We start from the raw sequence: 24,257 nt of genomic DNA, 5'->3' as shown, positions 1-24,257 counted from the left end.
CAACTTTCCTTGTTTTTATTACAAATTTATGTTTTCCTCTTTTAAATCTCTAGCTTTTCCGTCCACGAAACGGCTGTTTCACGTAAAACATGATTCAAGTCTTCAATATTTTGACGCCCCGTTTCATCAAGCCAAGCTTTGGCTGCTTCTGCTCCTTGATTAGCAAAGACGGTAACAGCTTCTTTCCAAGTCGCACGACCGCAAAGGACTCCATTGAATTGAGAACCTGCTTCATGCGCCACTTTGAGCGTTTCCTGGAAAAGCTCTGCGCTAACTCCAGCACTCAGGAAAATAAAGGGCAGGTGAGTTGCATCAGACTGCTCTTTGAAAAATGTCTTGGCTTCCGCGAGGCTGTAGACAGGTTCAACCCCACCTTTCGTAAACCTTTCGACAAAATTCATATTGACCGGTACTTCCACTTTCAAGACATCAACATTGTAGCGCGGATTTGAAAAGAGCTTCATGGCTTCATTGACCTTGTGCGGTTTTACTTTCGCATAATCTGCATCTACTACATTATCACGCTTTGCATCATACGTCAAGATTTCAAGGAAATAAGGAATGTTTTCTGCCACACATTCACTTCCCACGCGCTCTACCCAGGCTTGCTTGATGTCATTGATTTCAGGTTTGTCATCTACATCATAGTAAATCAAAACCTTGACTGCATCACCGCCTAGTTCTTTAATGCGTTTGACTGACCAATTTAGTAGCAAGTCTGGCAAGCGACCTTCTGTTGTCGCATCATAACCTGTTTTTTCATAGGCAACGATAAGACCGCATTCTGGCGCACGTATTTGGGTAGCAGGTACACCGAATTCTGGATCCAAAAGGATAGAAGTTGCATACGGAGTCAACTGACTGGAAATCAATTGTTTAAATTCAATGAGCGCTTCATCTCCTGACACAGCTTGTGCTCCACTTGCTAACATTTTTTTCAGCGATCCTCTCTGGTCAATGGCAAGAGCTCCAATAATACCATTTTCATCTGAAAGATTTTTTAAGTGCGCTAATTTTTCGTGACTAATCCTTAATTTTTCCATGGATTCCTTCCTATTCTTTGTCAAATGGGTGAATGATAACACCCTGCACAACACGGTTGACGGTGCCTGTCGGAGACGGTGTGTCTGGACGATTTTTCACTTTGAGAGCTGTCAACAAGGCAAATAATTGACCATAAACAATATAAGGGAATACGCGATAAACATCATCCACAAGATATTGACTAGAAAGAATGACTTGTTCAACATTTTCCAAATTTTCTTTTTGATCTGTCAATAAAATTACCTTGCGGGCAATCTCATCTCCAGCTACTTCTCGTACTAAGTCAAGATCGTATAATTTAGTATAAGTATCTGTCGAGCTAAATACCACAACGACCGTTTCTTCATTCACTAACGATTTTGGACCGTGGCGAAAACCGATGGGACTTTCATACATCGTTGCCACCTGTCCTGCGGTCAATTCCAAAATTTTCAGCTGGGCTTCATGCGCCAAGCCAAAGAAAGGACCTACTCCCAGATAAATGACACGATTATAATCTAAGGAAACCATTTTTTGAATGGCTGCTGCTGAGTCTAACATCTCTTGGCTCAAGGCTATCAAAGCAGAAATTTTCTCTTCTTTTGTAACTAAGTCTGTTTTGTCAAAAACGAGCAAGGCTGTCAACATCATAGACGTAAAGCTCGATGTCATGGCAAAGCCAGCATCATTTGACGGCGCAGGTTGGAGCAATAGCAAATTGCGTTCATCACCATGTGCTTGCTGGGCTAATTTGCCTTCTGCTGCACATGTAATCGTGATTTGGTAAAGTTCCTCAACTATGTCTTTTGCCAAGTCAACTACCGCAACACTCTCTGGTGAATTGCCACTACGGGCAAAAGAAACCAAAACAGTCGGTACTTCCTTGTGTAAATACGCCAAAGGATTGGCTACAATATCCGTTGTTGCAATAGCGTTGAAATTCCACTTGCGTTCATCATACAGCTTTCTAAAATAAGGTACAAGCGTATCTCCGACATAGGCTGATGTTCCAGCCCCTGTCAAAATAACCTTGATATAGTCATGCTTTTCATCAATGCCATTTAGAAACGCTACAATCTCATCAGCTTGCGCTTTATAATTTTCAAAAGCTGTCTGCCAAACTTGCGGCTGTTGATAGATTTCCCGTGTGGTGATTTCCGCACCTAATTCAAGCAAGTCTTCCTTTGTATAATCTAGCATGGTTCTCCTTTCTGCTTTACAATGCTAACTAAAAGAAAGGGAGTGGGAAAATGATGATTTCAAAGAAATCCATTTTCTTGCCCCAGCCCCCTTAGTTATATAGATTGCTCATTGAAGCAATTCAAGCAAGGACGTGTTTTTCAGCGACTATTAGCTAGACACTCCTTTATTCATCTTCGTCATCGTTCATTTCTGCTAATACATCATTGACTTTCACGATGTATTTGTTCGCTTTTTCGATATATTTTGCTTCAACGCCAGCCAGGGCAGAATTGATAAATTCAATCACCATTGGCATATTCATCCCTGCATAAAGTTCAATTTGGAGTCCTTCCAAAATCAGACGGCTAACGACATTGCAAGGCGTTCCACCAAGCAGGTCGGCAAAGACGATGTAATCATCTAAATCTTTTACAGTTGCTGAAAATTTAGCAGTAAAATCGTCTATTCCTTCTTCTGGAAGCAGGGGAACTGTATGAATGAAGTCCAGTGGCCCCATAATCATTTCGGTGCTTTTCTTCAATTCTTCGCAAAAGCGACCGTGACTGACCAATACAAGTTGTTTTGTCATTTATAGAGAAGCTCCTTTTAAACACCTAAGATTGGTGTATGAGTAAAGTGTGAAAATGCAGAAACACCAATTGCAATAATAATCACGATAAAGATTGCTTTTGTTGAATTCATGCCTTTCTTACCAAGCAGCCAATAAACAAAACCTGTAAACAGTGCTGGAACCAAACGTGGGAAGATTTTATCCAATGTTTCTTGAAGATTGAAGGTGACACCACCGAAGCTTTGTGTATAGGTAAACTTAAAGTTAATCATCGTAGCAATCAAAGCAGCCACCATGAAAACACCAAGAACTGTTGCAGCATCTGTGATGGCAGACAATTTGTCCTGCATGGTTGTAACTAATTTCACCCCTTCTTTATGGGCAAACTCCAGTTGTTTCCAACGGAAGACATTGATTGCGATTGTCACAGCTATCCAAAGGAAAATTCCAAGAGGATTGCCTTCAACAGCAAGTCCAGCAGCCAGACCACCCATAATAGCAGGAATAGTAGAACCAAAAATCGCATCGCCAATCGCTGCAAATGGCCCCATTAAACCAGTTTTAATCCCTGTAACGGTATCTTTAGCCACAACTCCTTCATTTTCTTCAAGTGCTAGGTCAATCCCTGTTACTAAAGTATGGAAAAAGTTAGATGTGTTGAAGAATTGCGTATGTGTCCGCATCATTTCCTTTAATTCTGGCGTACCGTCTCCATATATCTTGCGCAATTGCGGCAAAATCATATAAAGATAGCCTGACGCTTGCATACGCTCGTAGTTCCAACCCCATTGGAAAGTAAAGAGACTACGACGGTTGATTTGGTTAAAATCTTCCTTTGTTAATTTATAATTAGAGTTCGTCATCCTCAATTTCCCCACTTTCTGATTGTTCTGCAGCAACAGTCACGACTTGTTTATTAGTTGCATTTTTATAGTTGATTGTTGCCAAGGCAAAGCCAATAATCGCAATTCCAATCATTGGTAGGCCTTCAAATTTTGCACCACCAAGAGCTGTGGCGATTTGTTTGACAGCTCCTGAAGCAGCTGCCAATGTTGAAATATAGTCAAAAACAACTTTCAACATAGCTGTAATAGCAAAACCTAAACCAAGATAATGAAGATTTTTCTTGACTGGAAGGTAACGAAGCAAAATTGCAAAACCGACACCAGGAAGCATTTTACCTGCAAGAATCAATCCATCTGCAATCCATTGTGCATTATTGGCAAGCCAGTCTGAGAAGGCTTTTACAGCGTCTCCACCGAGCCACAAAGCCAGAAATACTGGAAGTGCACGTGAAAGTCCCCACGGAATGGCACCTAGTAAGTAATTGCGTTCAATGCCTTTGTAGTCAAATTTTTCAACCGCTGCATCAATACGATGTGCAAAGTAAGTCGTAGAGAAACGTCCAAGAACGTCTGTATAAACCAGCAAGGCTGCTACCGGAACAGCAATAGCTGAAATAGCGAGTTCTGATTTCATACCTGTTGCCACAGAGAATGCTGTTGCAAGAACCGCACCAGAAGTTGCGTCAATCCGAGAGGCACCACCGAATGTACCAACCCCAAGCACAACGAGTTGGAGACTACCACCAATAAACAAACCAGTCTTCAAATTTCCCATGACCAGACCAGTGATAAAACCTGCAAAAACAGGGGAGCCAGCTGATGAGTTAATCGTCAACTCATCCAGAATTTGATACGCTGAATACAGCGTCAATAAGAGAATTTGCCACCATTGTATCATAACAATGACCTCCTAAATTTATTTCAATAATTTCATAAAGTCTTCAACTGGATCATTTGGAACCATTTGAGCTGTTATTGTCACACCTTTATCATGCAGTTTGTTAAATACTGCCACATCTTCATCTACCACGTTAATTGAGCGTGTGATAGAACGCGTTTCAGGTGTTTGCGACATATTGCCCACATTGAGCGTTTCAATTGGTACACCTGCTTCTACTAATTTCAAAAAGCGGTCCGGTTTTTTCGCAACAATGAGCAGACGTTGGCTATCATATTTGCCTGCTAAGATATTTTCAGCTGCTCTTGCGACTGGCAAAACACTCAATTTCACACCAGCTGGTGTTGCCAGCTTCAAGCCGCTTTTTTCAATAGCATTTTCTGCTACTTCATCATCCACGACCATAATCCGTGAAATATTGAGCTTAGTAGTCCAAAGATTAGCTACCTGCCCATGAATCAAACGTCCATCGATTCGATTACCTACGATTGTCATAAATTTACCCCCTTTATCGCTTTAAATGTAGGTTTGTGAACTAAATGAATAAATTCGCTGTATTTCCCTTCGGTTTCAAAAATAATAATTCGATTTTGTCCTAGTTTTAACAAACTATGCGGAATATAAAGCGATAAGGTCGGTCCGACATCCCAGAAGCGACCGATATTGACACCATTGACAAAAACAATTCCCTTGCCAAAGTGGGTCAAATCCAGATAAGTATCTTTAAGTGCTTTCAATTCAACATCAAAGGCATAGAAAGCTGGCTGTTTTTCATGCCATTCTTTCGTAAAATCAATTTTTTCTGGATTTTTCAACTCTAATACATACTGTTTCCAATGGAGCATAAAGTGCAAATCCTTGCAAACTCCAGTCCGAATACCCTTGTGTTGCGTCTCTGCCAACAGTTTGTGCCCATAATTGACGCGCCCCATATTTTCTATCAAAATATCAATCTGATGCGTGGATTGCTTCTGTCGGGGAACAAAGATGTCTTCGCCAATTTCTGTCTGGTATTGAGTTGTGATACGGTTTCCATCGACAAAAAGTTGCATCCGATCACGCCCATCAATGATACGAATCCGTTCCTCGTCCGCATCCCATTCCGCTTCTGTACGATAGAGCAGATAGCCAACATTTTGCCCCAGTTCCTCCATGTTCATAGGATAAAGACTTTCGATTGGCTGCGCTACATCTTCTAAGGTTTCAAATAAACTAACTTTCTCACTGAGCGGAATATCCTTTAACTCAAACGATTCTTTTACCAAAGGCTCCATTTGTGGATACTCTGGATAATATTTTTTTAACATTCGCTGAATAGCAAAGTATTTAGGTGTTGGATTTCCTTGTTCATCAAGGAGAGCTTCATAATCATAAGATGTCACCTGCGGCAGGTCAATGCTTCCTCGCGCTGAACAGCCATTCATAAAACCAAAATTTGTCCCACCATGAAACATATAAAGATTGATACTGCCTTGTTGTAAGACTTCGTGAACCGCTTCAGCCAACTCTTCTGGATCTCGCGTGACAACTGGCTCCTTCCAACGATTGAACCAGCCGTCCCAAAATTCCATACACATGAGTGGCCACTTCTTGCCATGTTCATCAAAGAAAGCTTGCAGATTTGCAAAATTATAAGCAGCTTTAGAGCCGAAATTTCCCGTGACCAGCACATCATCTTCAATCAACGTCCCTGCCCTTAACGCCGCACGCCAGGGTCCGTCCGATGTAAAGAGCGGACAAATCACACCTCGCTCTAGCATCATATCTCGAACAGCTCTCAAATATTCCTTATCTTCGCCATACGAGCCGTATTCATTTTCGACCTGCATCATGAGAATGTTGCCGCCATTTTCCAAAAGATGCGGGACTAAGCGCGGCATTAATTCATCGTAATAACTAGCAACCGCTGCAAGATAAGCAGGAGCAGAAGAGCGAATCCTCATTTCCTCCTTCAAAAGCCAAGCAGGCAAACCACCGAATTCCCATTCTGCACAAATATAAGGTGACGGACGAAGCAAGGCATACAAGCCTAAATCTTGAGCGATTTGAAGAAATCTTTCTATATCAAGGATACCTTCAAAATCAAATTGCCCTTTTTCCGGCTCATGCATATTCCAAGGAATGTAGGTTTCAACCGTATTAAAGCCCAGAGCTTTCAAATTATAAAGCGAATGATACCAATCATCTGGCTGAATCCGAAAATAATGAATAGCACCGGATAATAGTTTAAAAGGCTGCTGATCAAAATAAAATTCTTCTCTAACCTCAAATCTTGCCAAACCATTTCCTTCTTTCACACAATATTTTTGTAATCGGTTACATAGGTTAATATAATATATTTTGTATGAAATGTCAATAGTTTTTGAAAAATTTAATAAATTTAACCATTTTAAGAAAAATTATGGTAAAATTTTTTATGAGAGGGAAGCGAAAGAGAGGTGAATAACATGGCAATCCCTAAATACCAATACATTAAAGACGAACTCAAAAGCAAGATTATCTCAGGTCAATTTGAGAATGGAGATAAATTTTATACAGAAGCTGAGCTAATCACAATGTACGATGTGAGTTCTATTACTGTTGTCAGAGCTTTAAATGAGCTAGCAAAAGACGGATATATCATTCGCCAGCAAGGAAAAGGAACATTTGTATCACGTGCCCGCAAACACAAACTCGTTGAATTTTCTGACGTTGAGATATTTCCTACCCAAAATGATCAAGTGACCGTTTTATCGATCGAGCGCGGAAACGACTTGAAATTCCTTGATAAGTTAGATTTGAAGGGACACCAATTTTACTATAAAATTGAGCGACTTCGTAAAGCAAAAGATACCCCTTACATCTATCATCAATCCTATATCCCAGAGCAATATATCAATGCAAATTATCCAAATCTTGAATATTACAGCTCTATCTACAACCGCTTCAAACAAGACTATCATATTCACATGAATGATGAGCACTTTGAAGAAACTAATGAAATTATCTTCCCGACACCAGAAGCTGTTGCAACATTACTGGACATTGACACAAACTTCCCGACCGTCTTCCAAGTAAAAACAACACAGTTAGAAAGTACAGGACAAATTTTAGAGTATAGCGAAGCCTACAAACGTGGTGATTTCTTTAAAATCAAGTTCGTGTCACGCAGTGGAAATCATTAATTATTTTTACGTAAAGAACACCTGAATGCCAGTTGTTCTTTTTTTATATCTTGACATCATTATAACCTATCTATACCAATTTTGAAAAGTATTTTGTTATTTTTTATTTATCAATTTTTCTATTCTTGCTATAAGAAAAAAAACAAGATTTACTGTCACCTTGTTTTTCTCCTACTTAATAAAATCCTCAATTTCTTTAGCAGTCATATTTTTCTTGATTTGTAGCACTTTTTCTTCTGTAAAACCACTAAATTTTCCAAAATAAGGAACAAATTTTATCTTATATGCCTCACGAAAAGCAACTAACTCTGGTGTCTTTTTCTCACTATCTAAATAATAAAAAGATTTTGTTTTGATTCGTTCCAGTTGTTTCACAAATCGCCTACAGTGTGGACAAGTTCCTCTCCCGATGTAGAGATAAAATTTTTCACTCTGAGCCTGCTTTTCTTTGAGTTCAGGCACGGTTATCTGATGAAACTTTGCTACAATAGCTTGATACTCTTTTTGTTCATCTATTTGTTCAGTTGGATCTAGCAAAACTGAATGGCAGGCAACTATTCCGAAAATCAAAAACACTCCAAGTAATTTCAGCCAATGCTTCTTTGCCATCTTTATCCTCGCTATTCTATACAGCTATTATAAAAAATTCAGACAAGAAGCACAAGAAAAGACAACAAAAGTAGGCCGAAACCTACTTTTGACTATTTTTAAATGACACCCAAAATGATATTGTAGAGCAAAGCCCCTACGACACCGCCGACAATTGGACCCAGGACTGGAATCCAAGCATAGGACCAGTCAGAATCCCCTTTATTTGCGATTGGTAAAAGAGCATGCATGATACGCGGTCCCAAATCCCGTGCAGGATTGATCGCATAGCCTGTCGTTGGTCCAAGTGAGAAACCGACTGCAAAAATAACTGTTCCTACGATAATTGGACCCAAACCAGCGGCAACTTTATTTGGACCAATTGCCATAATCGTGATGACAAGAATGGCCGTTCCCAGCGCTTCTCCTAAAAAGTTAGAAGCTGTATGGCGAATGGCTGGTCCCGTTGAAAAGCTGGCTAAAATCAAGCCTGAATCTTTCGTTTCAGCCCAATGAGGGTAATAGTGAAGCCATAGAACAAAAGCCGCAGCCATGGCACCCAGCATTTGTGCAAGAATGAACGGAAAAACCTGTCCCCAACTAATCGCTCCAATAGAAGCCATTGCGAATGTGACCGCTGGATTCAAGTGAGCTGGGCTGAAAAATCCAGATACATAAACCGCCACTGTACAAGCAATCCCCCAGCCTAAAACGATAGCAACCCAGCCGGTTCCTTCCTCTTTTGTCTTACTCAAAACATTCCCGGCAACAACCCCGTCGCCAAGCAATACTAGGATGAAAGTTCCTAAAAATTCACCGAGATACTGAATCATAATCAAACTCCTTTATTTCTTAATTTCTAACTCTTTCAATTGTTCTTGTATGGTCGCCAAATCTGCACCAGCTTGCAAGAGAGCAGCCGTAGTATAAGCTCCTTCAACAATGGGAACATTGTTAATGATGATGTCTTTATCTGAAAAGTCTGCCACCAGCTCCAGATTCATGCGAGCCGATCCAAGATCAAAGAAAGCTAAAATCTTCTCTGCTTCATTGGCTTCTACAATCGTTTGGACTTGTTCAAAACTTGTACCAATGCCGCCATCTTCTGTACCACCTACATAGGTCAGCAAGACATCCTTGGCAACTTCTGAAATTAAATCTACAAGGCCTTGAGCAATCCATTTTGAATGAGAAACGATGACAATCCCAACTTCTGTCATGCTTTTTCCTCTACTTCTAGCAAGGATTCAAAAAGCAAGCCTGACGAATACGAACCGGGGTCAATATGTCCGATAGAACGCTCTCCGACATAAGAAGCCCGACCCTTCGTTGCTTTCATATCTTTCGTCGCTTCAACCAAAGTATGAATGGTTTCTTTGGTCAATTCTCCTTTTTGAAGAGCCATCACCACACCAGACCAGACATCCACCATGGTTTTTTCACCCGAAACAGCTTTTCCTCGCTTTTGAATCATATCAAGCCCTGCTTGAACAGCATCCGCCAAGCTAGTACCCTCTTTTTCAGCCTTCATTATTCCCATAAAGGCTGAGCCATAAAGGGGGCCAGAAGCCCCGCCAACCTTGCTAAGCAATTGCATGGAGACAACTTGAAAGACTTCTGCTGAATTGGCAAAATCCTTTCCTTCCAGATTTTCAACGACAGCTGCCATGCCACGCGCCATATTGCCACCGTGGTCTCCGTCACCAATAGGTGTATCTAACTCTGACAGATAGTCTTTGTCGGCTTGAATTTTTTCATTAAAGAGAAGCATCCATTTCTTTGCTAATCCTGCATCCATATCGTACCTCCTACCAAGCAATCGTTGCAACTGGACTGTTCAAAGCTTCCAGCCAGTCTTCACATTCCAATTTGATAAAGGTCAGAGAAATGCCTGCCATGTCAATAGATGTCATGTAGTTTCCTAATTTCTTGTAAACAACTTCCAAACCTGCTGCTGTGAGAATTCCAGCCACATCGTTGGCAAAGACGTATTGTTCCATGAGCGGTGTTGCACCCATGCCATTGATAAGGATTCCGATTTTATCTCCTGCTTTGAGTTCAAAAGAGCCTTTCAATTTTGCCACTAATTCTTGTGCCAAGTCTTTAGACGGCTGCATTTTTTCTTTGCGATAGCCGGGTTCTCCATGAATGCCGATTCCAAATTCAATTTCATCATCAGCAAGCACAAAGCCAGGTTTCCCAACTTCAGGAACGGTTGCTCCACTGAGAGCCAGCCCAACCGTATGAATCTGAGGAACCAATTCATCAGCCAAGGCCTTGATTTCACTCAGTGATTTTCCAGCACGCGCAGCATTTCCCAAAATCTTATGAACAAAAATGGTACCAGCAACTCCACGGCGACCTTGCGTATAAAGGCTATCTTCAACAGCAATATCGTCATCTACAACAACACTTGCCACCTCGATGCCTTCCATTTCTGCCATATCCTGCGCCATTTCAAAGTTCATGATGTCACCGGAGTAATTCTTGATCACCATGAAGACCCCAGCTCCCTCGTCTGCTTCTTTGATTGCCTGCAAGACTTGGTCAGGAGTTGGGGAAGTAAAGACCGCTCCGCAAATAGCAGCCGACAACATACCATCGCCCACAAAGCCAGCATGAGCAGGCTCATGACCGCTCCCGCCACCTGAGATAATCGCTACCTTGCCAGATTTTTCGCTATTTCGAGCAATGATGTCAAAGCCTTCTACACGATGCACTAAATCACTGTGGATATAAGCCAAACCGTCTAGCATTTCGTCCACAACAGCCGTTGGTTGATTGATAATTTTTTTCATGAGTTTCTCCTTTGCTTTATTTTTCTTATTTTTATTGTAAAATTCTTTGCTCCATTTTGGAATGGACAAAATTAGGAATATGTCCCTCTTTTTAGTTTTCCTATTGCATCATTCATGATAAACTAAGAATAGAACTAAAAAGACTGAGGAGGGAAGATGGCAACATCCTTAATCACGAAAAAAAGGATTGCCAAATCCTTTAAAAAATTACTGACCGAACAAGCTTTTGAAAAAATCTCTGTTCGGCAAATTATGGAAGGCGCCGGTATTCGCAGGCAAACTTTTTACAATCATTTTCTGGATAAGTACGAATTATTAGAATGGATTTTTCAGACGGAGTTACGAGAGCAAGTCACAGATAATCTGGAATATATCTCTGGCTATCAGCTGCTGCAAGAATTGCTGCACTATTTTAGCGTCAATAAGAGTTTTTATGCACAATTATTTGACATCGTTGACCAAAATGACTTTTCTTCTTATTTTCAAACCTACTGTCAACAGCTTGTAGCCAAACTCGTCAGAGAATATCATTCCCGTCCTTTCCATTCTGAAATGGAGTATCATTTTTTCATTCATTATCACAGTCAAGCGCTTGCAAATGCTATCAAACATCTGCTGGATTTATCTGAGCAAGATTACCAGCAACAGGCGCAGCTCTTAACACAACTAATCAAAACAGCTATAGAAAATTAAGGCAAGTATATGGTTCACATTATCAATTCAATTCATTCAAGCATTCAGCAAAACATCAATGCAATCACCCGCATGTATCCTCACCTTTCACAGCTGAAACAACTTCCCGTTATTTATCATAATCAGCACGATTCTTCTGTCGTGCCCATTATTTCGGGTGGTGGAAGCGGTCATGAACCAGCTCATTTTGGCTATGTGGGCGATGGTATGTTAGCCGCTGCTATTAGCGGCCCCATTTTTGTGCCCCCATGTGCGGAGCATATTTTAGAAACCATTCGTTTTCTGCATCAAGGCAAGGGCGTTTTTGTCATTATTAAAAACTTCGACGCCGATATTAAAGAATTTTCCCAAGCCATTTATCAAGCACGCAAAGAAGGAATTCCAGTCAAATACATCATTTCTCATGATGATATTTCTGTGGAAAAAAGCAATTTCCAAATCCGCCACCGCGGGGTTGCAGGAACAATTCTCTTACATAAAATTCTCGGGCAGGCTGCCAAAGAAGGAGCAAACTTGGATGAGTTGGAAAAGCTCGCTCTTTCTCTGTCCACCTCCATTGCAACACTGGGAGTCGCAACAAAATCTGCCACCTTACCAAGCAAGCAGCTACCTATCTTTGATTTGCCCCAAGGTCAAATTTCCTACGGAATAGGAATCCATGGTGAGCCCGGTTATCGGATGGTTCCGTTTGAATCTTCCGAGTTGCTCGCTGTTGAGCTCATCAACAAAATCAAAATGAAATTCAAGTGGCAAGAAGGACAAGAATTTATTCTCCTCATCAATAACTTAGGCGGCACTTCAAAATTGGAAGAACTTGTTTTCACAGATGACATTCTTCAACTGTTGGATATAGAAGGCTTGAAACTGCCCTTTGTCAAAACAGGTCACCTCATCACGAGCCTCGATATGGCAGGACTTTCTGTTACCCTCTGTCGTGTTTCCGACAGTTTCTGGCTGAGAGCCTTAGAAACCCCAACCAATGCTTTTGCTTGGTGAGAGAGCAAAAATCCAGTAAAATCAGGCTTGATTTCACTGGATTTTTTAGTTTGTTTTAATCCAAACCTATACGGTGGAAAATATCGTCCACACGCTTAGTGTAGTAAACTGGATTAAAAATGTCGTCAATTTCCTCTGGTGTTAAACGAGAAGTCACAGCTTCATCAGCTTCTAGTAGCGGACGAAAATCTGTTTGATTGTCCCAAGAATAAGCCGTCTTTGGCTGTACTAAATCATAAGCCTCTTCACGTGTCATGCCTTTTTCAATCAAGCTCAGCATGACGCGCTGGCTGTAAATAAGACCAAAAGTTGAGTTCATATTGCGGCGCATATTTTCAGGGAAAACAGTCAGATTCTTAACGATATTGCCAAAGCGATTAAGCATGTAGTCAATCAGAATGGTCGTATCGGGTGTGATAATACGCTCCGCTGAAGAATGCGAAATATCACGTTCATGCCAGAGCGACACGTTTTCATAAGCCGTCACCATGTGACCGCGAATCACACGGGCAAGCCCTGTCATATTTTCAGAACCAATTGGATTGCGTTTATGGGGCATAGCAGAGCTGCCTTTTTGCCCCTTGGCAAAGAACTCTTCCACTTCACGCTGTTCAGATTTTTGCAGACCGCGAATTTCAGTCGCCATGCGCTCGATAGACGTAGCAATGCTAGCAAGTACCGCAAAATACTCAGCATGCAGGTCACGCGGTAAGACTTGAGTTGAAATTTCTTGAGCACGAATACCTAATTTCTCACAGACATATTTTTCCACAAATGGCGGAATGTTGGCAAAGTTTCCAACCGCACCAGAAATCTTACCAGCTTCCACACCAGCAGCCGCATGCTCGAAACGCTCGATGTTCCGTTTCATTTCGCTGTACCAAGTTGCCAATTTAAGACCAAAGGTTGTAGGCTCAGCGTGCACACCGTGGGTACGCCCCATCATGATGGTAAACTTGTGCTCACGCGCCTTGTCCGCTACAATATTGAGGAAATGATCTAAATCTTTGCGAATGATGTCGTTTGCTTGCTTGTAGAGATAACCATAGGCTGTGTCCACCACATCAGTAGACGTCAAGCCATAGTGAACCCACTTGCGCTCCTCACCCAACGTCTCAGAAACCGCACGAGTAAAGGCCACCACATCGTGACGTGTTTGCTGCTCAATCTCCAGAATGCGATCAATATCAAAATCCGCCTTCTCGCGAATCTTGACCACATCTTCCTTAGGAATCTCACCCAACTCAGCCCAAGCCTCATCAGCTAAAATTTCTACTTCAAGCCAAGCACGGTACTTATTTTCCTCACTCCAAATGTTCGCCATCTCAGGGCGTGAATAACGGTTGATCATTGTTTGTTTTTCCTTTCTTTTGATGTTTCACATCAGCTAAGCAACCGAGGGAAATCTTATTCAAATTCTTCTTTCCCAATCCATACAGACGGATAGTGATCTAGTGTATTCAAATCCATATCCAGTGGTAGATCATAGATGACTAAATAGTTGTCTGGATACCGGGCAACTATTTCATCATATTTAGCTTGCACCTTATCATGGTCAGCACTAGCAAACAAGACTTCGACGACTGCTCCAGCCTTCTCTTTCTCAACAAAAGCATTGACTATTATTTGAATCATAAAAATTGATCAAGTCCGTAGCCCGTCTTCAGTTTAGAGGATACGGAACCCTTGTTCCTTTCTATAAATTTAAAAGTTTAGGTTCACTTACATCTCAAGGAGAAGCAGTAGCATTCTTCCAAGAGTTTCGTCCGAAGTCGATTGTATGAGCACAATTTCCTTCCTATGTTCACTTTCATAAACCTTCAATTCTACTGCTAATCATTCAAAATTTTGAACGCTTCACAAAATCGTTTAACAACAATATACTAATCACTTAATGCTAGAGACATTTTTTCTTTAATTAACTTTCTGCAAATTGACAAACATTCTTCCAATTGATTATATATTTCTCTGGGAGGTTCAATATAACCATCTGCTTGAGATTGTAGATATTTATCAAATTCTTCAGCTTCATCCCAGACAGCAACCCCTGCAGGATTAGGCAAACCAGCCAATGAACGCACTTGATATTGAAACTTTTGAAGTATTTTTCTATCAGCTTCATCCGTCAATAATATGTAAAATTTATAGTAAACCTCATCAAAGTTTAAAAGTGGATTCAAGTCTTGTTTCTTCTTCGTTGAATGTCCAATTTTAGATTCGACGATAGTTACTATGTTTCCAGCCACATATGCAAAATCTTGGATCGTTTTTATATACATATCTCTATCTGAATTGATACGCGACTGTTGTTTTTCTTCTTGAATCAATTTTTGTTGATTTTCTTGCTCATTTTTCTTTTGGAAAAAACCGATTATAGCTATACCGATTGTAACCATATTTGTTAAGATTAGTGTCACCAGTGTAATCTTGGTTTCATTACTCATACCTTCAAAAAACTTATCCATATATCACTACTCCCCAAATTCCTTAACCTCATCTGGCTCTTCACTAAACAGAGTCACATGTCCCATCTTGCGGTTGTGCTTCGCTTCTATTTTACCATACATGTGGAGGTGGGCGCTTGGATTTTCTGTGACATATTTTTCCGCAGCCTCGACATGCTGACCGAGTACGTTGAGCATGACGGCTGGTCCATGCAGTTTAATAGCTGGCAATGGTGCTCCGAGAACACCCAGAATATGCGTGTCAAACTGCGAGAAGTCGCAGGCTTCAATTGAATAATGCCCAGAGTTGTGTGGGCGTGGCGCAATCTCATTGACGATGATGTCATCAGCCGTCGCAAACATTTCCACGCAAAGAGTTCCAGACAGGTTAAGTTGTTCTGCGATTCGCACTGCCATGGTTTTTGCTTTTGCTGCTAAACTATCAGAAATGCGAGCAGGCACAATGGTTTTTGAAAGAATGTTGTTACGGTGGATATTTTCCTGAACTGGGAAAACCGTCACATCCTTACCATTACCAGACACAATGACTGATATTTCCATGGTGAAGGGGACAAAATCCTCCAGCACACAAAGAGTCTCGTCTGCCAAATCATGCGCAGTCGCTAAGCTCTCCTCATCTCTAATGACGACTTGACCGTGACCATCGTAGCCGCCCGTTGCTGTCTTTAGTACACGCTTGACAGAGAAATCATAATTTTCCAAGTCTGCAGACGAGCGAATAACGCGATAAGGAGCCAAATCTACGCCAGTGCTTGAGAGAAATTCTTTCTCGTGTACTCGGTTTTGCGAAATACGTAGCAGCCTCGTTCCTTGTGGCAAATCTGCCAAATCAGCCACCGCATCTAAGCTGTCTGCGTCCACATTTTCAAATTCATAAGTCAGGACATCACAGCGCTCAGCCAATTGACGAAGAGCCGACACGTCATCATAAGGAGCAACAATAACCTCACTGACACGAGCAGCTGGACAATTAGCAGCTGGATCTAGCGTAATGACCTTGTGACCTCGATAAATTGCAGCAATCGCCATCATTTGTCCTAATTGACCGCCACCGATAATTCCAATCGTTTTAGTTGAGTTCATTGCTAGACTCCTCAGCAATCTTTCCTTGTTTTTCTACAAAATCAGCTAGTGCTTGGGCAATTTTGGCATCTTCAACAGACAGCAAGCGCAAAGCAAAGAGCGCTGCATTGGTCGCACCCGCTTCGCCGATAGCCATCGTTGCCACAGGAACACCGCCAGGCATCTGCACGATAGAATAGAGCGAGTCCACTCCGCTCAAAGCACGAGATTTGACAGGCACACCGATAACAGGCAACGTTGTTTTAGCTGCCACCATTCCCGGCAAGTGCGCTGCACCGCCAGCACCTGCAATAATAACCTTGATCCCACGTGCGCGTACTTCCTCAGCATATCGAAACATAAGGTCTGGTGTTCGGTGGGCAGAGACCACCTTTTTTTCATAAACAACACCGAAGTCCTCAAGAACTTGGGCTGCTTTTTTCATCGTTTCCCAGTCGGATTTAGAACCCATGATAATAGAAATAATTGGTTGCATAATTTCTCCTTTTTCAAGCCTGCCTTAGGCTGTAGAGGCGTCGTGAACTTTCTTGCGTGTGATGCTACGCTTTTCTTCTCATCTTTTCTTAAAAGCCGAGGAAAAGCTAACATCCCATCTAAAAAAATCTTCTTAACTAGGTTTGTAGACCTTTGAGCTACAAACTTTCCCAAAATGCCACAGCGATGGCAGGCATGGTTTCATAGCGGCCTTTGGTCGCTTGAGCTAGCGCTATACTTTATTTAATTATATCTTCAGCATCAACAACTCTGTAGCCTCGTTTCTTTAATGCTTGCGCAAAAAGACCACTGCCCTCTATTTTTCGACCAGAAAAATGACCATCGTAAATCTGGTTGACACCACAAGAGGGACTTCGGGACTGAAGAATAGCCAAGTCAATGTTTTTTTCAGCTAAACTCGACAATGTGTGATCAATTCCTACTTGAAATTCTTTATCATAAAAATTCCCATTAACATCGCATGGCCGTCCTTTTAAAATCTCTACTGGCTCTCTTGGAACTGGTAAGCCGCCCGCAACTTCCGGGCACACTGCTAAGACATCTTTATCCGCAACAAAGTCAATAACAGCTTGATTATAATTATTGCCTCCATTGTACTTGCAATTTTCTCCAAGTAAACAAGCACTAACTAGTATACACCTTTTATTTTTCAAGAGCCTTACTCCCGATGTCAGTTCTGTAGAAAAGTCCAGTCGTGTCTTGTTTATCGAATTGGGCATAAATTTTTTCCTGCGCAGCCTGAACACTGTCGGCTGTGGTGACCAGCATGTAGACACGACCGCCATTGGACAGCAGCGCTTTGCCATTTTCATCAAACTTGGCGCCCGCATAGTAGGTGATGATATCACCGTCAGTCTTTTCTGGCAAGATTACACCTTTTTCGTAGGCAAGTGGATAACCTTCAGAAGCCACGACAACGCCCAAGGTCACACCGCTGTCCGTCCAGGTCATATCTGGCTCCTTGCCCTCCAAAATGTCCGTGATGTTCTGCACCAAGTCCGAAGTCAGGCGTGGCAGAATAACCTGCGTCTCAGGATCACCAAAGCGAGCATTAAACTCAATGACCTTAGGGCCTTCCTCGGTCAGGATCAGGCCTGCATAGAGGACACCGACATAAGGTCGCCCTTCTTTAATCATCCCCTCCAGCACTGGCTTGACAATGGTGTCAACCGCAGTTTCAACCACGCTTGCTGACAGATGTGGCACGGGCGCATAAGCACCCATACCGCCTGTATTAGGACCCTTGTCACCGTCATAAGCACGTTTGTGGTCCTGAGCCGTTGGCATGATGTAAAACTTGTCACCATTAACAAAGGCAAAAAGAGAAAATTCCTCTCCAGTCAAAAATTCCTCAATCACCACACGCGCACCAGAATCGCCGAATTTATTGTCTAAAAGCATTTCATGCGCTGCTTCGACCGCTTCTTCCACCGTTTCAGCGACTACCACACCTTTCCCCAAGGCCAAGCCGTCCGCTTTCACCACGATTGGAGCGCCCTCTTTTTCGATATAGGTTTTAGCTTTTTCAAAGTCTGAAAAAGTTTCGTAGCGTGCTGTCGGCACACCGTATTTTTTCATGATTGACTTAGCAAAATCCTTGGACCACTCCAGCTCCGCAGCTAGCCGAGTCGGACCAAAAGCCTTAAGTCCAGCCTGATTAAAATCATCAACGATACCTGCCGCTAGCGCATCATCAGGACCAATGAAAGTCCAAGCAACATCATTTGCTTTAGCAAAGTCAATCAGCGCTGCATGCTCAGAAATCCCAATCGAAACCAACTTAAGACCGTCGAAGGTCATCCCGTCATTTCCCGGAGCCACAAAGACCTGCTCCACCTGCGGTGACTCCAACAACTTCTTAGCAATCGCATGCTCGCGACCACCTGAACCAACAACTAAAAGTTTCATGATTGCCCTCTTTGCGAATTATTTATATCAATTATACCATAAATGTTCGTTTATACCTTTATTTATCGTAAAATATTTTGATAACAATGAAATTTCGCTATCATTTTCTAATTTTTCAATTCAGTTTTCAATTTTTTCATCTTTTCCCGAATAATCTAAATGGAACTATCCAAATTATTTATTCAAAGGAGATTTATGAAGAAATACAGTCAATTATTTTTACTATCTAGCACTATTTTGGGCGTTTTTTCTGCTCAACTAACTGCTCAAGCCTCGGAAGCAGATAATGCTCAAAAAAGCTCAAATCCAGCAACTCTTGCTAGCAACATTACCGTCAATGTTTCTGGAAATACAGCTTCTATTAACTACACACGCTCACAGACACAAGTTCCTTACACCATTTACCATGCTGTTTGGTCTGATGAAAATGGGCAAGATGACATTAAGTGGTATTCCGCGCCCCAGACACCAACTACAGCTATTGATTTGCGTCAGCACACTGGTTATGGAACCTTTCACGTCCACACCTATATCAATATCAATGGAAAAATGGTCGGTTTAAACGGAACGACTTTCAAAGTAGAAAAACCAGCTAGCGGCACGGTTTCTACAACCGTTTTAGGAAAGACTGCTCAAATATCCTTTACTCGAAACAAAGATCAAACAAATGCCAATATTTTACACGCTGTTTGGTCTGACGAAAAAGGACAAGATGACATCAAGTGGTATACGGCAGGGCAAGACACAACAGAAATTGACTTATCCAATCATAAAGGATACGGTGTTTACCATGTTCATACTTATGAAAGTAAAAACGGAAAGATGATTGGATTAAATGGTACCACTTTTAACCTTGAAAAACCAAATCCTACTATTCAGACTAGCTTTCCTGAGCCTGGCATCATGGATATTCGGATAAAAAATGTCCCTGAAACAATCTATAAACTTACTGTTCCAACTTGGTCTGATAAAAACGGACAAGATGATCTTCAATGGTATGCAGCTACTAAAAATCCTGATGGAAGCTACAATGTTAGAGTTGAGCTAAAAAAACACAACTATGACACAGGAACTTATCACATTCATCTTTACGGAGAAAGCTATGTCAAACCAGAGTTTACTGGCTTAGCTGGAATCACTGCCCAAGTTGATGCTGATAAATTGCCTTCTGAAGAAGAGCAAAAACCTTTCTTCTCTGTTGAAAATATCAATCAAGAACAAGGGACTTATACCGTCAAAGTTAGTGAAACTTCAAAGTCCAAACCGATTCAATCCGTTCAAGTCCCTATTTGGAGCACAAGCAATCAAAGCAATATCAAGTGGTATGCAGCCACTAATCACGGTGACGGAACATTTACGGCAGCATTTGATATTCGCAATCATCAAGTTTTGTCTGGAACATACACCAATCATATTTATGTAAAATATAAAGACGGTAGCGAGCATAGTTACGCAACGGATTCGATTGCTATGTCCGCAGAAAAAATTAAAACCAAAGTATCTGTCAATAAGCGCTCAACTTATCTTTATGAGGTGACGGTGACAGATGCCTACGGTGACGGAACAATTACCCTACCGACTTGGTCTGAAGTCAATGGACAAGACGATATTCAATGGTACATTGCTACTAAAGCTGGAAATGGAATTTACAAATTCACAATTGATACGCAAAAACACACTGGCAGCGGGCTTTTCCATACACATGTCTACCGCAATCTCAACGGTCAAATGATTGGACTAACTGGTACGAGCTATCAAGTAGAGAAACCTGCTGTTTCTTTCCAACCAAATTATGCCGCAGCAACGACTTATCCAAAAGGGCAATGCACTTGGGGCGCCAAAGCTCTTGCGCCTTGGGCTGGCAATTACTGGGGCAATGGTGGTGATTGGGCTGCTAGCGCCAGACGAGCTGGTTTTAAAACCGGTACAACTCCACAAGTAGGGGCTATTATTTGTTGGACAGACGGTGGTTACGGTCATGTTGGAGTTGTTACTCACGTAGCCTCAAACACACGCATTCAGATTCAAGAGGCCAACTACGCTGGGAAACAGTATATTGGCAACTTCCGTGGCTGGTTCAATCCTCATGCAGCTGGACAAGGAGCAGTTAGTTACATTTATCCAAAATAAGTTCCTCTGAATAACTTTAAAAACCTTGGAAAACAAATCCAAGGTTTTTATACTATTTTCAATGTCTAAAATGCCGTACGCCTGTAAACACCATGGCAATGCCGTATTTATCAGCCATGTCGATAGACTCTTGGTCACGGACGGAGCCACCTGGCTGGATGATTGCTTTCACACCTGCAGCAGCAATTTCTTCAACATTGTCCGCAAATGGGAAGAAAGCATCACTAGCAAGGACCGCACCATCAAGACGGTCTTTCGCTTGGTCAAGAGCGATACGAACAGAAGCCACACGATTGGTTTGACCAGGACCGACACCCAGTGTCATGTGGTCATTTGTCACGATGATACCATTCGATTTCACATATTTGATCGCTTTCCAAGCAAATTCAAGCGCTGTTTTTTCTTGGTCGTTTGGTTGTCGTTTGGTTACAACCTTCCAATCCGCTGGATTTTCTTCAATAACATCTTGGTTTTGAACCAAAAGCCCACCGACAACACCCGTGTATTCTTTTTCAATTTGGCTAGCTTCTTGAGCTTCAAATGGCAATTGAAGAATCCGCAAGTTTTTCTTCTTCGTTGTCAAGATTTCAAGGGCTTTTTCTGAATAACTTGGTGCAATGATGATTTCAAGGAAAATAGCGTGCATTTTCTTAGCAGTTGCTGCGTCAACTTGGCGATTCAACACAACAATTCCACCAAAGATTGAAACTGGGTCAGCTTCATAAGCGTAATCCCAAGCTGTTTCAATTTCGTCAGCTTGTCCGATACCACATGGATTCATGTGTTTAAGAGCAACAACAGTCGGGCGGTCTTTGAAATCACGGATAATACGGATTGCAGCGTCAGCGTCACGGATATTGTTAAATGACAATTCTTTACCGTTTAATTGTTTTGCAGAAGCAATTGAGTAATCTGTTGGCAAAGCTTTTTGGTAGAAATCAGCGTCTTGTTGAGGGTTTTCACCATAACGCATGGGTTGTTTCAAATCGTAAGTGATGGTGAGTTTTTCAGGTTTTGTTTCTCCGGCTTGTTTTGTGAAATATTCCGCAATTAAAGCGTCGTAAGCTGCTGTGTGACGGAAAACTTTGGCTGCCAAGCGTTGACGCGTTTCAAAGTTTGTTTCACCATTAGCTGTCAATTCATCTAAAACAACATCGTAGTCAGCTGGGTCAACGACAACTGTAACACTAGCATGGTTTTTAGCAGCAGAGCGAAGCATGGATGGACCACCGATATCAATGTTTTCAACTGCATCGGCATAAGTCACATCTGGTTTCAAGATTGTTTCTTTAAACGGATACAGATTAACCACAACAAGGTCAATCAATTCAATGTGATTATCTTTTGCAGCTTGAAGGTGGCTGTCAAGGTCGCGACGAGCCAAAAGGCCGCCGTGAATATTTGGATGAAGTGTTTTCACACGACCGTCCATCATTTCTGGGAAGCCCGTTACATCATCAATGGCGATAGTATCAACGCCTGCTTTATCAAGCGTAACTTTTGTTCCGCCAGTTGAGATAATATCCCAACCAAGTTTTTTTAATTCTTGAGCAAATTCAACAATGCCCGCTTTGTCTGAAACACTGATTAGTGCACGTTTTGTCATTTCAGTCCTACTTTCTACTTCTTTTTGTAAAATATAAACCACTCAATAGCAATACTGGCAATAAGCCCGATAGAATAAGCCAAGCAAAGGCGTAACGGATTTTCAAGATTACCAAATAGTACATTTACTATAAAGGCAACGACAATAAAAGTTAATACAAACACCAAAATCTTTTTTATCATCATAATCTCCTTATAAGGCAGCATACTAATAGCTAACTACGCTATCAAATACACGGACTACTTTTTCTTAACTCCTAAGCTCTCCAAAACATCTGGATAGAGTTTATACTCATTTTCATGAATGCGAGCTTCAAAACTATCAATGGTATCGTCAGCTAGACGAGGCACACGAACTTGTTTAATCACTTTTCCGGTGTCAACGCCACTGTCAACCCAGTGAATGGTAACACCAGACTGGTCAACACCTGCTTCCCAAGCATCATCAATACCATGAGCGCCTGGAAATTCCGGCAGATAAGCTGGGTGAATATTGATGATACGACCTTCGTAAGCTGCTAGCAAAGTCGGACCAACAATCTTCATATAACCAGCTAAGCAAACCAAATCAATGTCATATTTTTTAAGCAAAGCAACAATAGCCTCTTCGTAAGCTGCTTTATTATCAAACTCTTTGAGTTCAAAAGTGTGAGCTGTCACACCAAGTTTTTCAGCACGTTCTAATACATAGGCATCTCGATGATCTGAAAAGACAAACTCAACAGGAAATTGCTCTGCAATGACTTGAAAATTTGACCCATTACCACTCGCAAAAACTGCGATTTTTTTCATTATTTAATCACCACACTTGCATCAGCTTTTTTAACGATACGACCAAGTTCGTAAACTGGTTCGTCAAGCAATTCTTTCACACGCTCAACCTTATCAGGGCTAACTGCCAACATCAAACCAATACCCATGTTAAAGATTTCAAACATTTCTTCGTGTTTGATGTTACCGTGTTTTTCAAGAGCTTTGAAAATTGGAAGAACAGGAACTTTATCTTCTTCGATTTCAGCAGCTAAATCATCTGCAAACATCCGTGGGACATTTTCGATGAAACCACCACCAGTGATGTGAGCAATACCATTGACCAATTCTTCCTTGATAAGTGGAAGCACCGCTTTGACATAGATACGTGTTGGTTCAAGCAGCGCTTCTTTTAATTTTTTGCCTTCAAGCTCTGGAAGAACCTCTTCGCCTGTATAATCAGCAAAGACACGACGGACAAGTGAATAACCATTTGAGTGAATCCCACTGGAAGCAAGCCCTAGAAGAACATCACCATCAGAAACTTTTGACCCGTCAATGATTTGTTTTTTTTCAGCCACACCTACTGCAAAACCAGCCAAATCATAATCATCTTCACCATACATACCAGGCATTTCAGCAGTTTCACCACCGATAAGAGCTGCGCCAGATTGAACACAACCTTCCGCAACACCTGCAACGACTTGTTCAAGTTTTGCAGGTTCATTTTTACCAGTAGCAATGTAATCTAGGAAGTAAAGTGGCTCAGCACCAGCTGCAATGATGTCATTGACACACATGGCTACACAGTCTTGGCCAATTGTATCGTGTTTATCGTACTTGATAGCCAGCATGAGCTTGGTTCCGACACCATCAGTTCCTGAAATTAAAACAGGTTCTTTCACGCCAGTTTTTGTAAGGTCGAACATCCCACCAAAGCCACCAAGAGCTCCCATAACACCTACACGTTCAGTACGCGCAACGTGTTTTTTGATACGTGCAACAACTTCATAACCCGCTTCAACATCAACACCAGATTGAGCATAAGCATTTTTTGTCATAA

27 protein-coding genes are annotated in these 24,257 nt (G+C 41.6%); 4 read left to right on the top strand and 23 right to left on the bottom strand.

Annotated features, from left to right (window positions below):
* Nucleotides 1-41: 41 nt before the first annotated feature.
* The 7 genes from lacD to EL087_RS00350 form a co-directional block, all read right to left on the bottom strand.
* Nucleotides 42-1,043 (bottom strand): tagatose-bisphosphate aldolase, encoded by a 1,002-nt coding sequence (gene lacD / locus EL087_RS00380; protein ID WP_126406065.1) that lies wholly within the window; start codon nucleotides 1,041-1,043, stop codon nucleotides 42-44.
* 10 nt (nucleotides 1,044-1,053) lie between these two features.
* On the bottom strand, nucleotides 1,054-2,223 hold the full coding sequence (locus tag EL087_RS00375) for an SIS domain-containing protein (RefSeq protein ID WP_126406062.1): 1,170 nt from the start codon (nucleotides 2,221-2,223) through the stop codon (nucleotides 1,054-1,056).
* Between the two features lie 166 nt (nucleotides 2,224-2,389).
* On the bottom strand, nucleotides 2,390-2,794 hold the full coding sequence (locus EL087_RS00370; RefSeq protein WP_126406059.1) for a PTS sugar transporter subunit IIA: 405 nt from the start codon (nucleotides 2,792-2,794) through the stop codon (nucleotides 2,390-2,392).
* 17 nt (nucleotides 2,795-2,811) lie between these two features.
* Nucleotides 2,812-3,639, bottom strand: a complete 828-nt coding sequence (locus EL087_RS00365; protein WP_106383794.1) for a PTS system mannose/fructose/sorbose family transporter subunit IID — start codon at nucleotides 3,637-3,639, stop codon at nucleotides 2,812-2,814.
* Nucleotides 3,626-4,519, bottom strand: a complete 894-nt coding sequence (locus EL087_RS00360; protein WP_126406056.1) for a PTS mannose/fructose/sorbose/N-acetylgalactosamine transporter subunit IIC — start codon at nucleotides 4,517-4,519, stop codon at nucleotides 3,626-3,628. The genes EL087_RS00365 and EL087_RS00360 overlap by 14 nt, the downstream gene beginning before the upstream one ends.
* Before the next feature lie 18 nt (nucleotides 4,520-4,537).
* Entirely contained in the window at nucleotides 4,538-5,014 is a 477-nt protein-coding gene (locus EL087_RS00355; protein ID WP_003027948.1) for a PTS system mannose/fructose/N-acetylgalactosamine-transporter subunit IIB, read from the bottom strand.
* Nucleotides 5,011-6,816: a glycoside hydrolase family 35 protein gene (locus EL087_RS00350; RefSeq protein ID WP_390614108.1), complete on the bottom strand. Its 1,806-nt coding sequence runs from the start codon at nucleotides 6,814-6,816 to the stop codon at nucleotides 5,011-5,013. The genes EL087_RS00355 and EL087_RS00350 overlap by 4 nt, the downstream gene beginning before the upstream one ends.
* A gap of 150 nt (nucleotides 6,817-6,966) precedes the next feature.
* Here EL087_RS00350 and EL087_RS00345 point away from each other — a divergent pair, with 150 nt between their 5' ends.
* Nucleotides 6,967-7,683: a GntR family transcriptional regulator gene (locus tag EL087_RS00345; protein ID WP_003032072.1), complete on the top strand. Its 717-nt coding sequence runs from the start codon at nucleotides 6,967-6,969 to the stop codon at nucleotides 7,681-7,683.
* 171 nt (nucleotides 7,684-7,854) lie between these two features.
* Here the strand turns inward: EL087_RS00345 and EL087_RS00340 are convergent, their stop codons facing one another.
* The 5 genes from EL087_RS00340 to dhaK all read right to left on the bottom strand — a co-directional run bounded on the left by EL087_RS00340 (nucleotide 7,855) and on the right by dhaK (nucleotide 11,069).
* Nucleotides 7,855-8,292, bottom strand: coding sequence for a bacteriocin transporter (locus tag EL087_RS00340; RefSeq protein ID WP_126406053.1), 438 nt, complete (start codon nucleotides 8,290-8,292; stop codon nucleotides 7,855-7,857).
* A gap of 98 nt (nucleotides 8,293-8,390) precedes the next feature.
* Nucleotides 8,391-9,104 carry an MIP/aquaporin family protein gene (locus EL087_RS00335; protein ID WP_003027198.1) on the bottom strand — a complete coding sequence of 238 codons (714 nt, stop codon included), beginning with the start codon at nucleotides 9,102-9,104 and terminating at the stop codon, nucleotides 8,391-8,393.
* A 12-nt stretch (nucleotides 9,105-9,116) separates the two neighbouring features.
* Complete coding sequence (gene dhaM, locus EL087_RS00330) at nucleotides 9,117-9,491, bottom strand: dihydroxyacetone kinase phosphoryl donor subunit DhaM (RefSeq protein WP_003027196.1); 375 nt, start codon at nucleotides 9,489-9,491, stop codon at nucleotides 9,117-9,119.
* Nucleotides 9,488-10,069 carry a dihydroxyacetone kinase subunit DhaL gene (gene dhaL / locus EL087_RS00325; RefSeq protein WP_126406050.1) on the bottom strand — a complete coding sequence of 194 codons (582 nt, stop codon included), beginning with the start codon at nucleotides 10,067-10,069 and terminating at the stop codon, nucleotides 9,488-9,490. Before dhaL ends, dhaM begins: the two co-directional genes overlap by 4 nt.
* A 10-nt stretch (nucleotides 10,070-10,079) precedes the next feature.
* Nucleotides 10,080-11,069, bottom strand: a complete 990-nt coding sequence (dhaK, locus tag EL087_RS00320; protein WP_126406047.1) for a dihydroxyacetone kinase subunit DhaK — start codon at nucleotides 11,067-11,069, stop codon at nucleotides 10,080-10,082.
* Nucleotides 11,070-11,225: 156 nt separating this feature from the next.
* On the opposite strand from dhaK, the gene dhaS reads away from it, so the two are divergent.
* Both dhaS and dhaQ read left to right on the top strand, forming a co-directional pair.
* The gene (dhaS, locus tag EL087_RS00315; protein ID WP_126406042.1) at nucleotides 11,226-11,762 is read left to right on the top strand and encodes a dihydroxyacetone kinase transcriptional activator DhaS; all 537 of its coding nucleotides are present in this window, start codon (nucleotides 11,226-11,228) and stop codon (nucleotides 11,760-11,762) included.
* 9 nt (nucleotides 11,763-11,771) lie between these two features.
* A complete protein-coding gene (dhaQ, locus tag EL087_RS00310; RefSeq protein WP_126406039.1) occupies nucleotides 11,772-12,758 on the top strand; it encodes a DhaKLM operon coactivator DhaQ in 987 nt (328 codons plus the stop codon).
* A gap of 55 nt (nucleotides 12,759-12,813) precedes the next feature.
* Here dhaQ and purB read toward each other — a convergent pair whose 3' ends face one another.
* From purB to purD, 7 genes are all read right to left on the bottom strand, one after another.
* A complete protein-coding gene (gene purB, locus EL087_RS00305; RefSeq protein WP_126406036.1) occupies nucleotides 12,814-14,109 on the bottom strand; it encodes an adenylosuccinate lyase in 1,296 nt (431 codons plus the stop codon).
* Nucleotides 14,110-14,165: 56 nt separating this feature from the next.
* Nucleotides 14,166-14,393: a phosphoribosylaminoimidazole carboxylase gene (locus tag EL087_RS00300; protein ID WP_126406033.1), complete on the bottom strand. Its 228-nt coding sequence runs from the start codon at nucleotides 14,391-14,393 to the stop codon at nucleotides 14,166-14,168.
* Between the two features lie 248 nt (nucleotides 14,394-14,641).
* Nucleotides 14,642-15,223 carry a hypothetical protein gene (locus EL087_RS00295; RefSeq protein ID WP_126406030.1) on the bottom strand — a complete coding sequence of 194 codons (582 nt, stop codon included), beginning with the start codon at nucleotides 15,221-15,223 and terminating at the stop codon, nucleotides 14,642-14,644.
* Between the two features lie 6 nt (nucleotides 15,224-15,229).
* A complete protein-coding gene (purK, locus tag EL087_RS00290; protein WP_126406027.1) occupies nucleotides 15,230-16,306 on the bottom strand; it encodes a 5-(carboxyamino)imidazole ribonucleotide synthase in 1,077 nt (358 codons plus the stop codon).
* Nucleotides 16,293-16,781 (bottom strand): 5-(carboxyamino)imidazole ribonucleotide mutase, encoded by a 489-nt coding sequence (gene purE, locus EL087_RS00285; protein ID WP_126406024.1) that lies wholly within the window; start codon nucleotides 16,779-16,781, stop codon nucleotides 16,293-16,295. Before purE ends, purK begins: the two co-directional genes overlap by 14 nt.
* A gap of 238 nt (nucleotides 16,782-17,019) precedes the next feature.
* Nucleotides 17,020-17,454 carry a DUF523 domain-containing protein gene (locus tag EL087_RS00280; RefSeq protein ID WP_126406021.1) on the bottom strand — a complete coding sequence of 145 codons (435 nt, stop codon included), beginning with the start codon at nucleotides 17,452-17,454 and terminating at the stop codon, nucleotides 17,020-17,022.
* Nucleotides 17,444-18,709 (bottom strand): phosphoribosylamine--glycine ligase, encoded by a 1,266-nt coding sequence (gene purD / locus EL087_RS00275; RefSeq protein ID WP_126406018.1) that lies wholly within the window; start codon nucleotides 18,707-18,709, stop codon nucleotides 17,444-17,446. The genes EL087_RS00280 and purD overlap by 11 nt, the downstream gene beginning before the upstream one ends.
* A 195-nt stretch (nucleotides 18,710-18,904) precedes the next feature.
* Here purD and EL087_RS00270 point away from each other — a divergent pair, with 195 nt between their 5' ends.
* A complete protein-coding gene (locus EL087_RS00270; protein ID WP_126406016.1) occupies nucleotides 18,905-20,839 on the top strand; it encodes a GBS Bsp-like repeat-containing protein in 1,935 nt (644 codons plus the stop codon).
* A gap of 58 nt (nucleotides 20,840-20,897) precedes the next feature.
* On the opposite strand, the gene purH is transcribed toward EL087_RS00270, so the two are convergent.
* Genes purH through purM form a run of 4 tightly spaced genes read right to left on the bottom strand, consistent with a single transcriptional unit; the run spans nucleotide 20,898 to nucleotide 24,255 of the window.
* On the bottom strand, nucleotides 20,898-22,445 hold the full coding sequence (gene purH / locus EL087_RS00265) for a bifunctional phosphoribosylaminoimidazolecarboxamide formyltransferase/IMP cyclohydrolase (protein ID WP_126406013.1): 1,548 nt from the start codon (nucleotides 22,443-22,445) through the stop codon (nucleotides 20,898-20,900).
* A gap of 14 nt (nucleotides 22,446-22,459) precedes the next feature.
* Complete coding sequence (locus tag EL087_RS00260) at nucleotides 22,460-22,627, bottom strand: hypothetical protein (RefSeq protein WP_003036929.1); 168 nt, start codon at nucleotides 22,625-22,627, stop codon at nucleotides 22,460-22,462.
* A gap of 57 nt (nucleotides 22,628-22,684) precedes the next feature.
* Complete coding sequence (gene purN / locus EL087_RS00255) at nucleotides 22,685-23,236, bottom strand: phosphoribosylglycinamide formyltransferase (RefSeq protein WP_003040835.1); 552 nt, start codon at nucleotides 23,234-23,236, stop codon at nucleotides 22,685-22,687.
* Nucleotides 23,236-24,255, bottom strand: a complete 1,020-nt coding sequence (gene purM, locus EL087_RS00250; RefSeq protein ID WP_126406010.1) for a phosphoribosylformylglycinamidine cyclo-ligase — start codon at nucleotides 24,253-24,255, stop codon at nucleotides 23,236-23,238. The genes purN and purM overlap by 1 nt, the downstream gene beginning before the upstream one ends.
* Between the last annotated feature and the right edge of the window lie 2 nt (nucleotides 24,256-24,257).

It is taken from the genome of Streptococcus milleri, assembly GCF_900636525.1.
Classification (GTDB): domain Bacteria; phylum Bacillota; class Bacilli; order Lactobacillales; family Streptococcaceae; genus Streptococcus; species Streptococcus hominis.
This window is presented reverse-complemented; position numbering and strand designations above follow the sequence as displayed.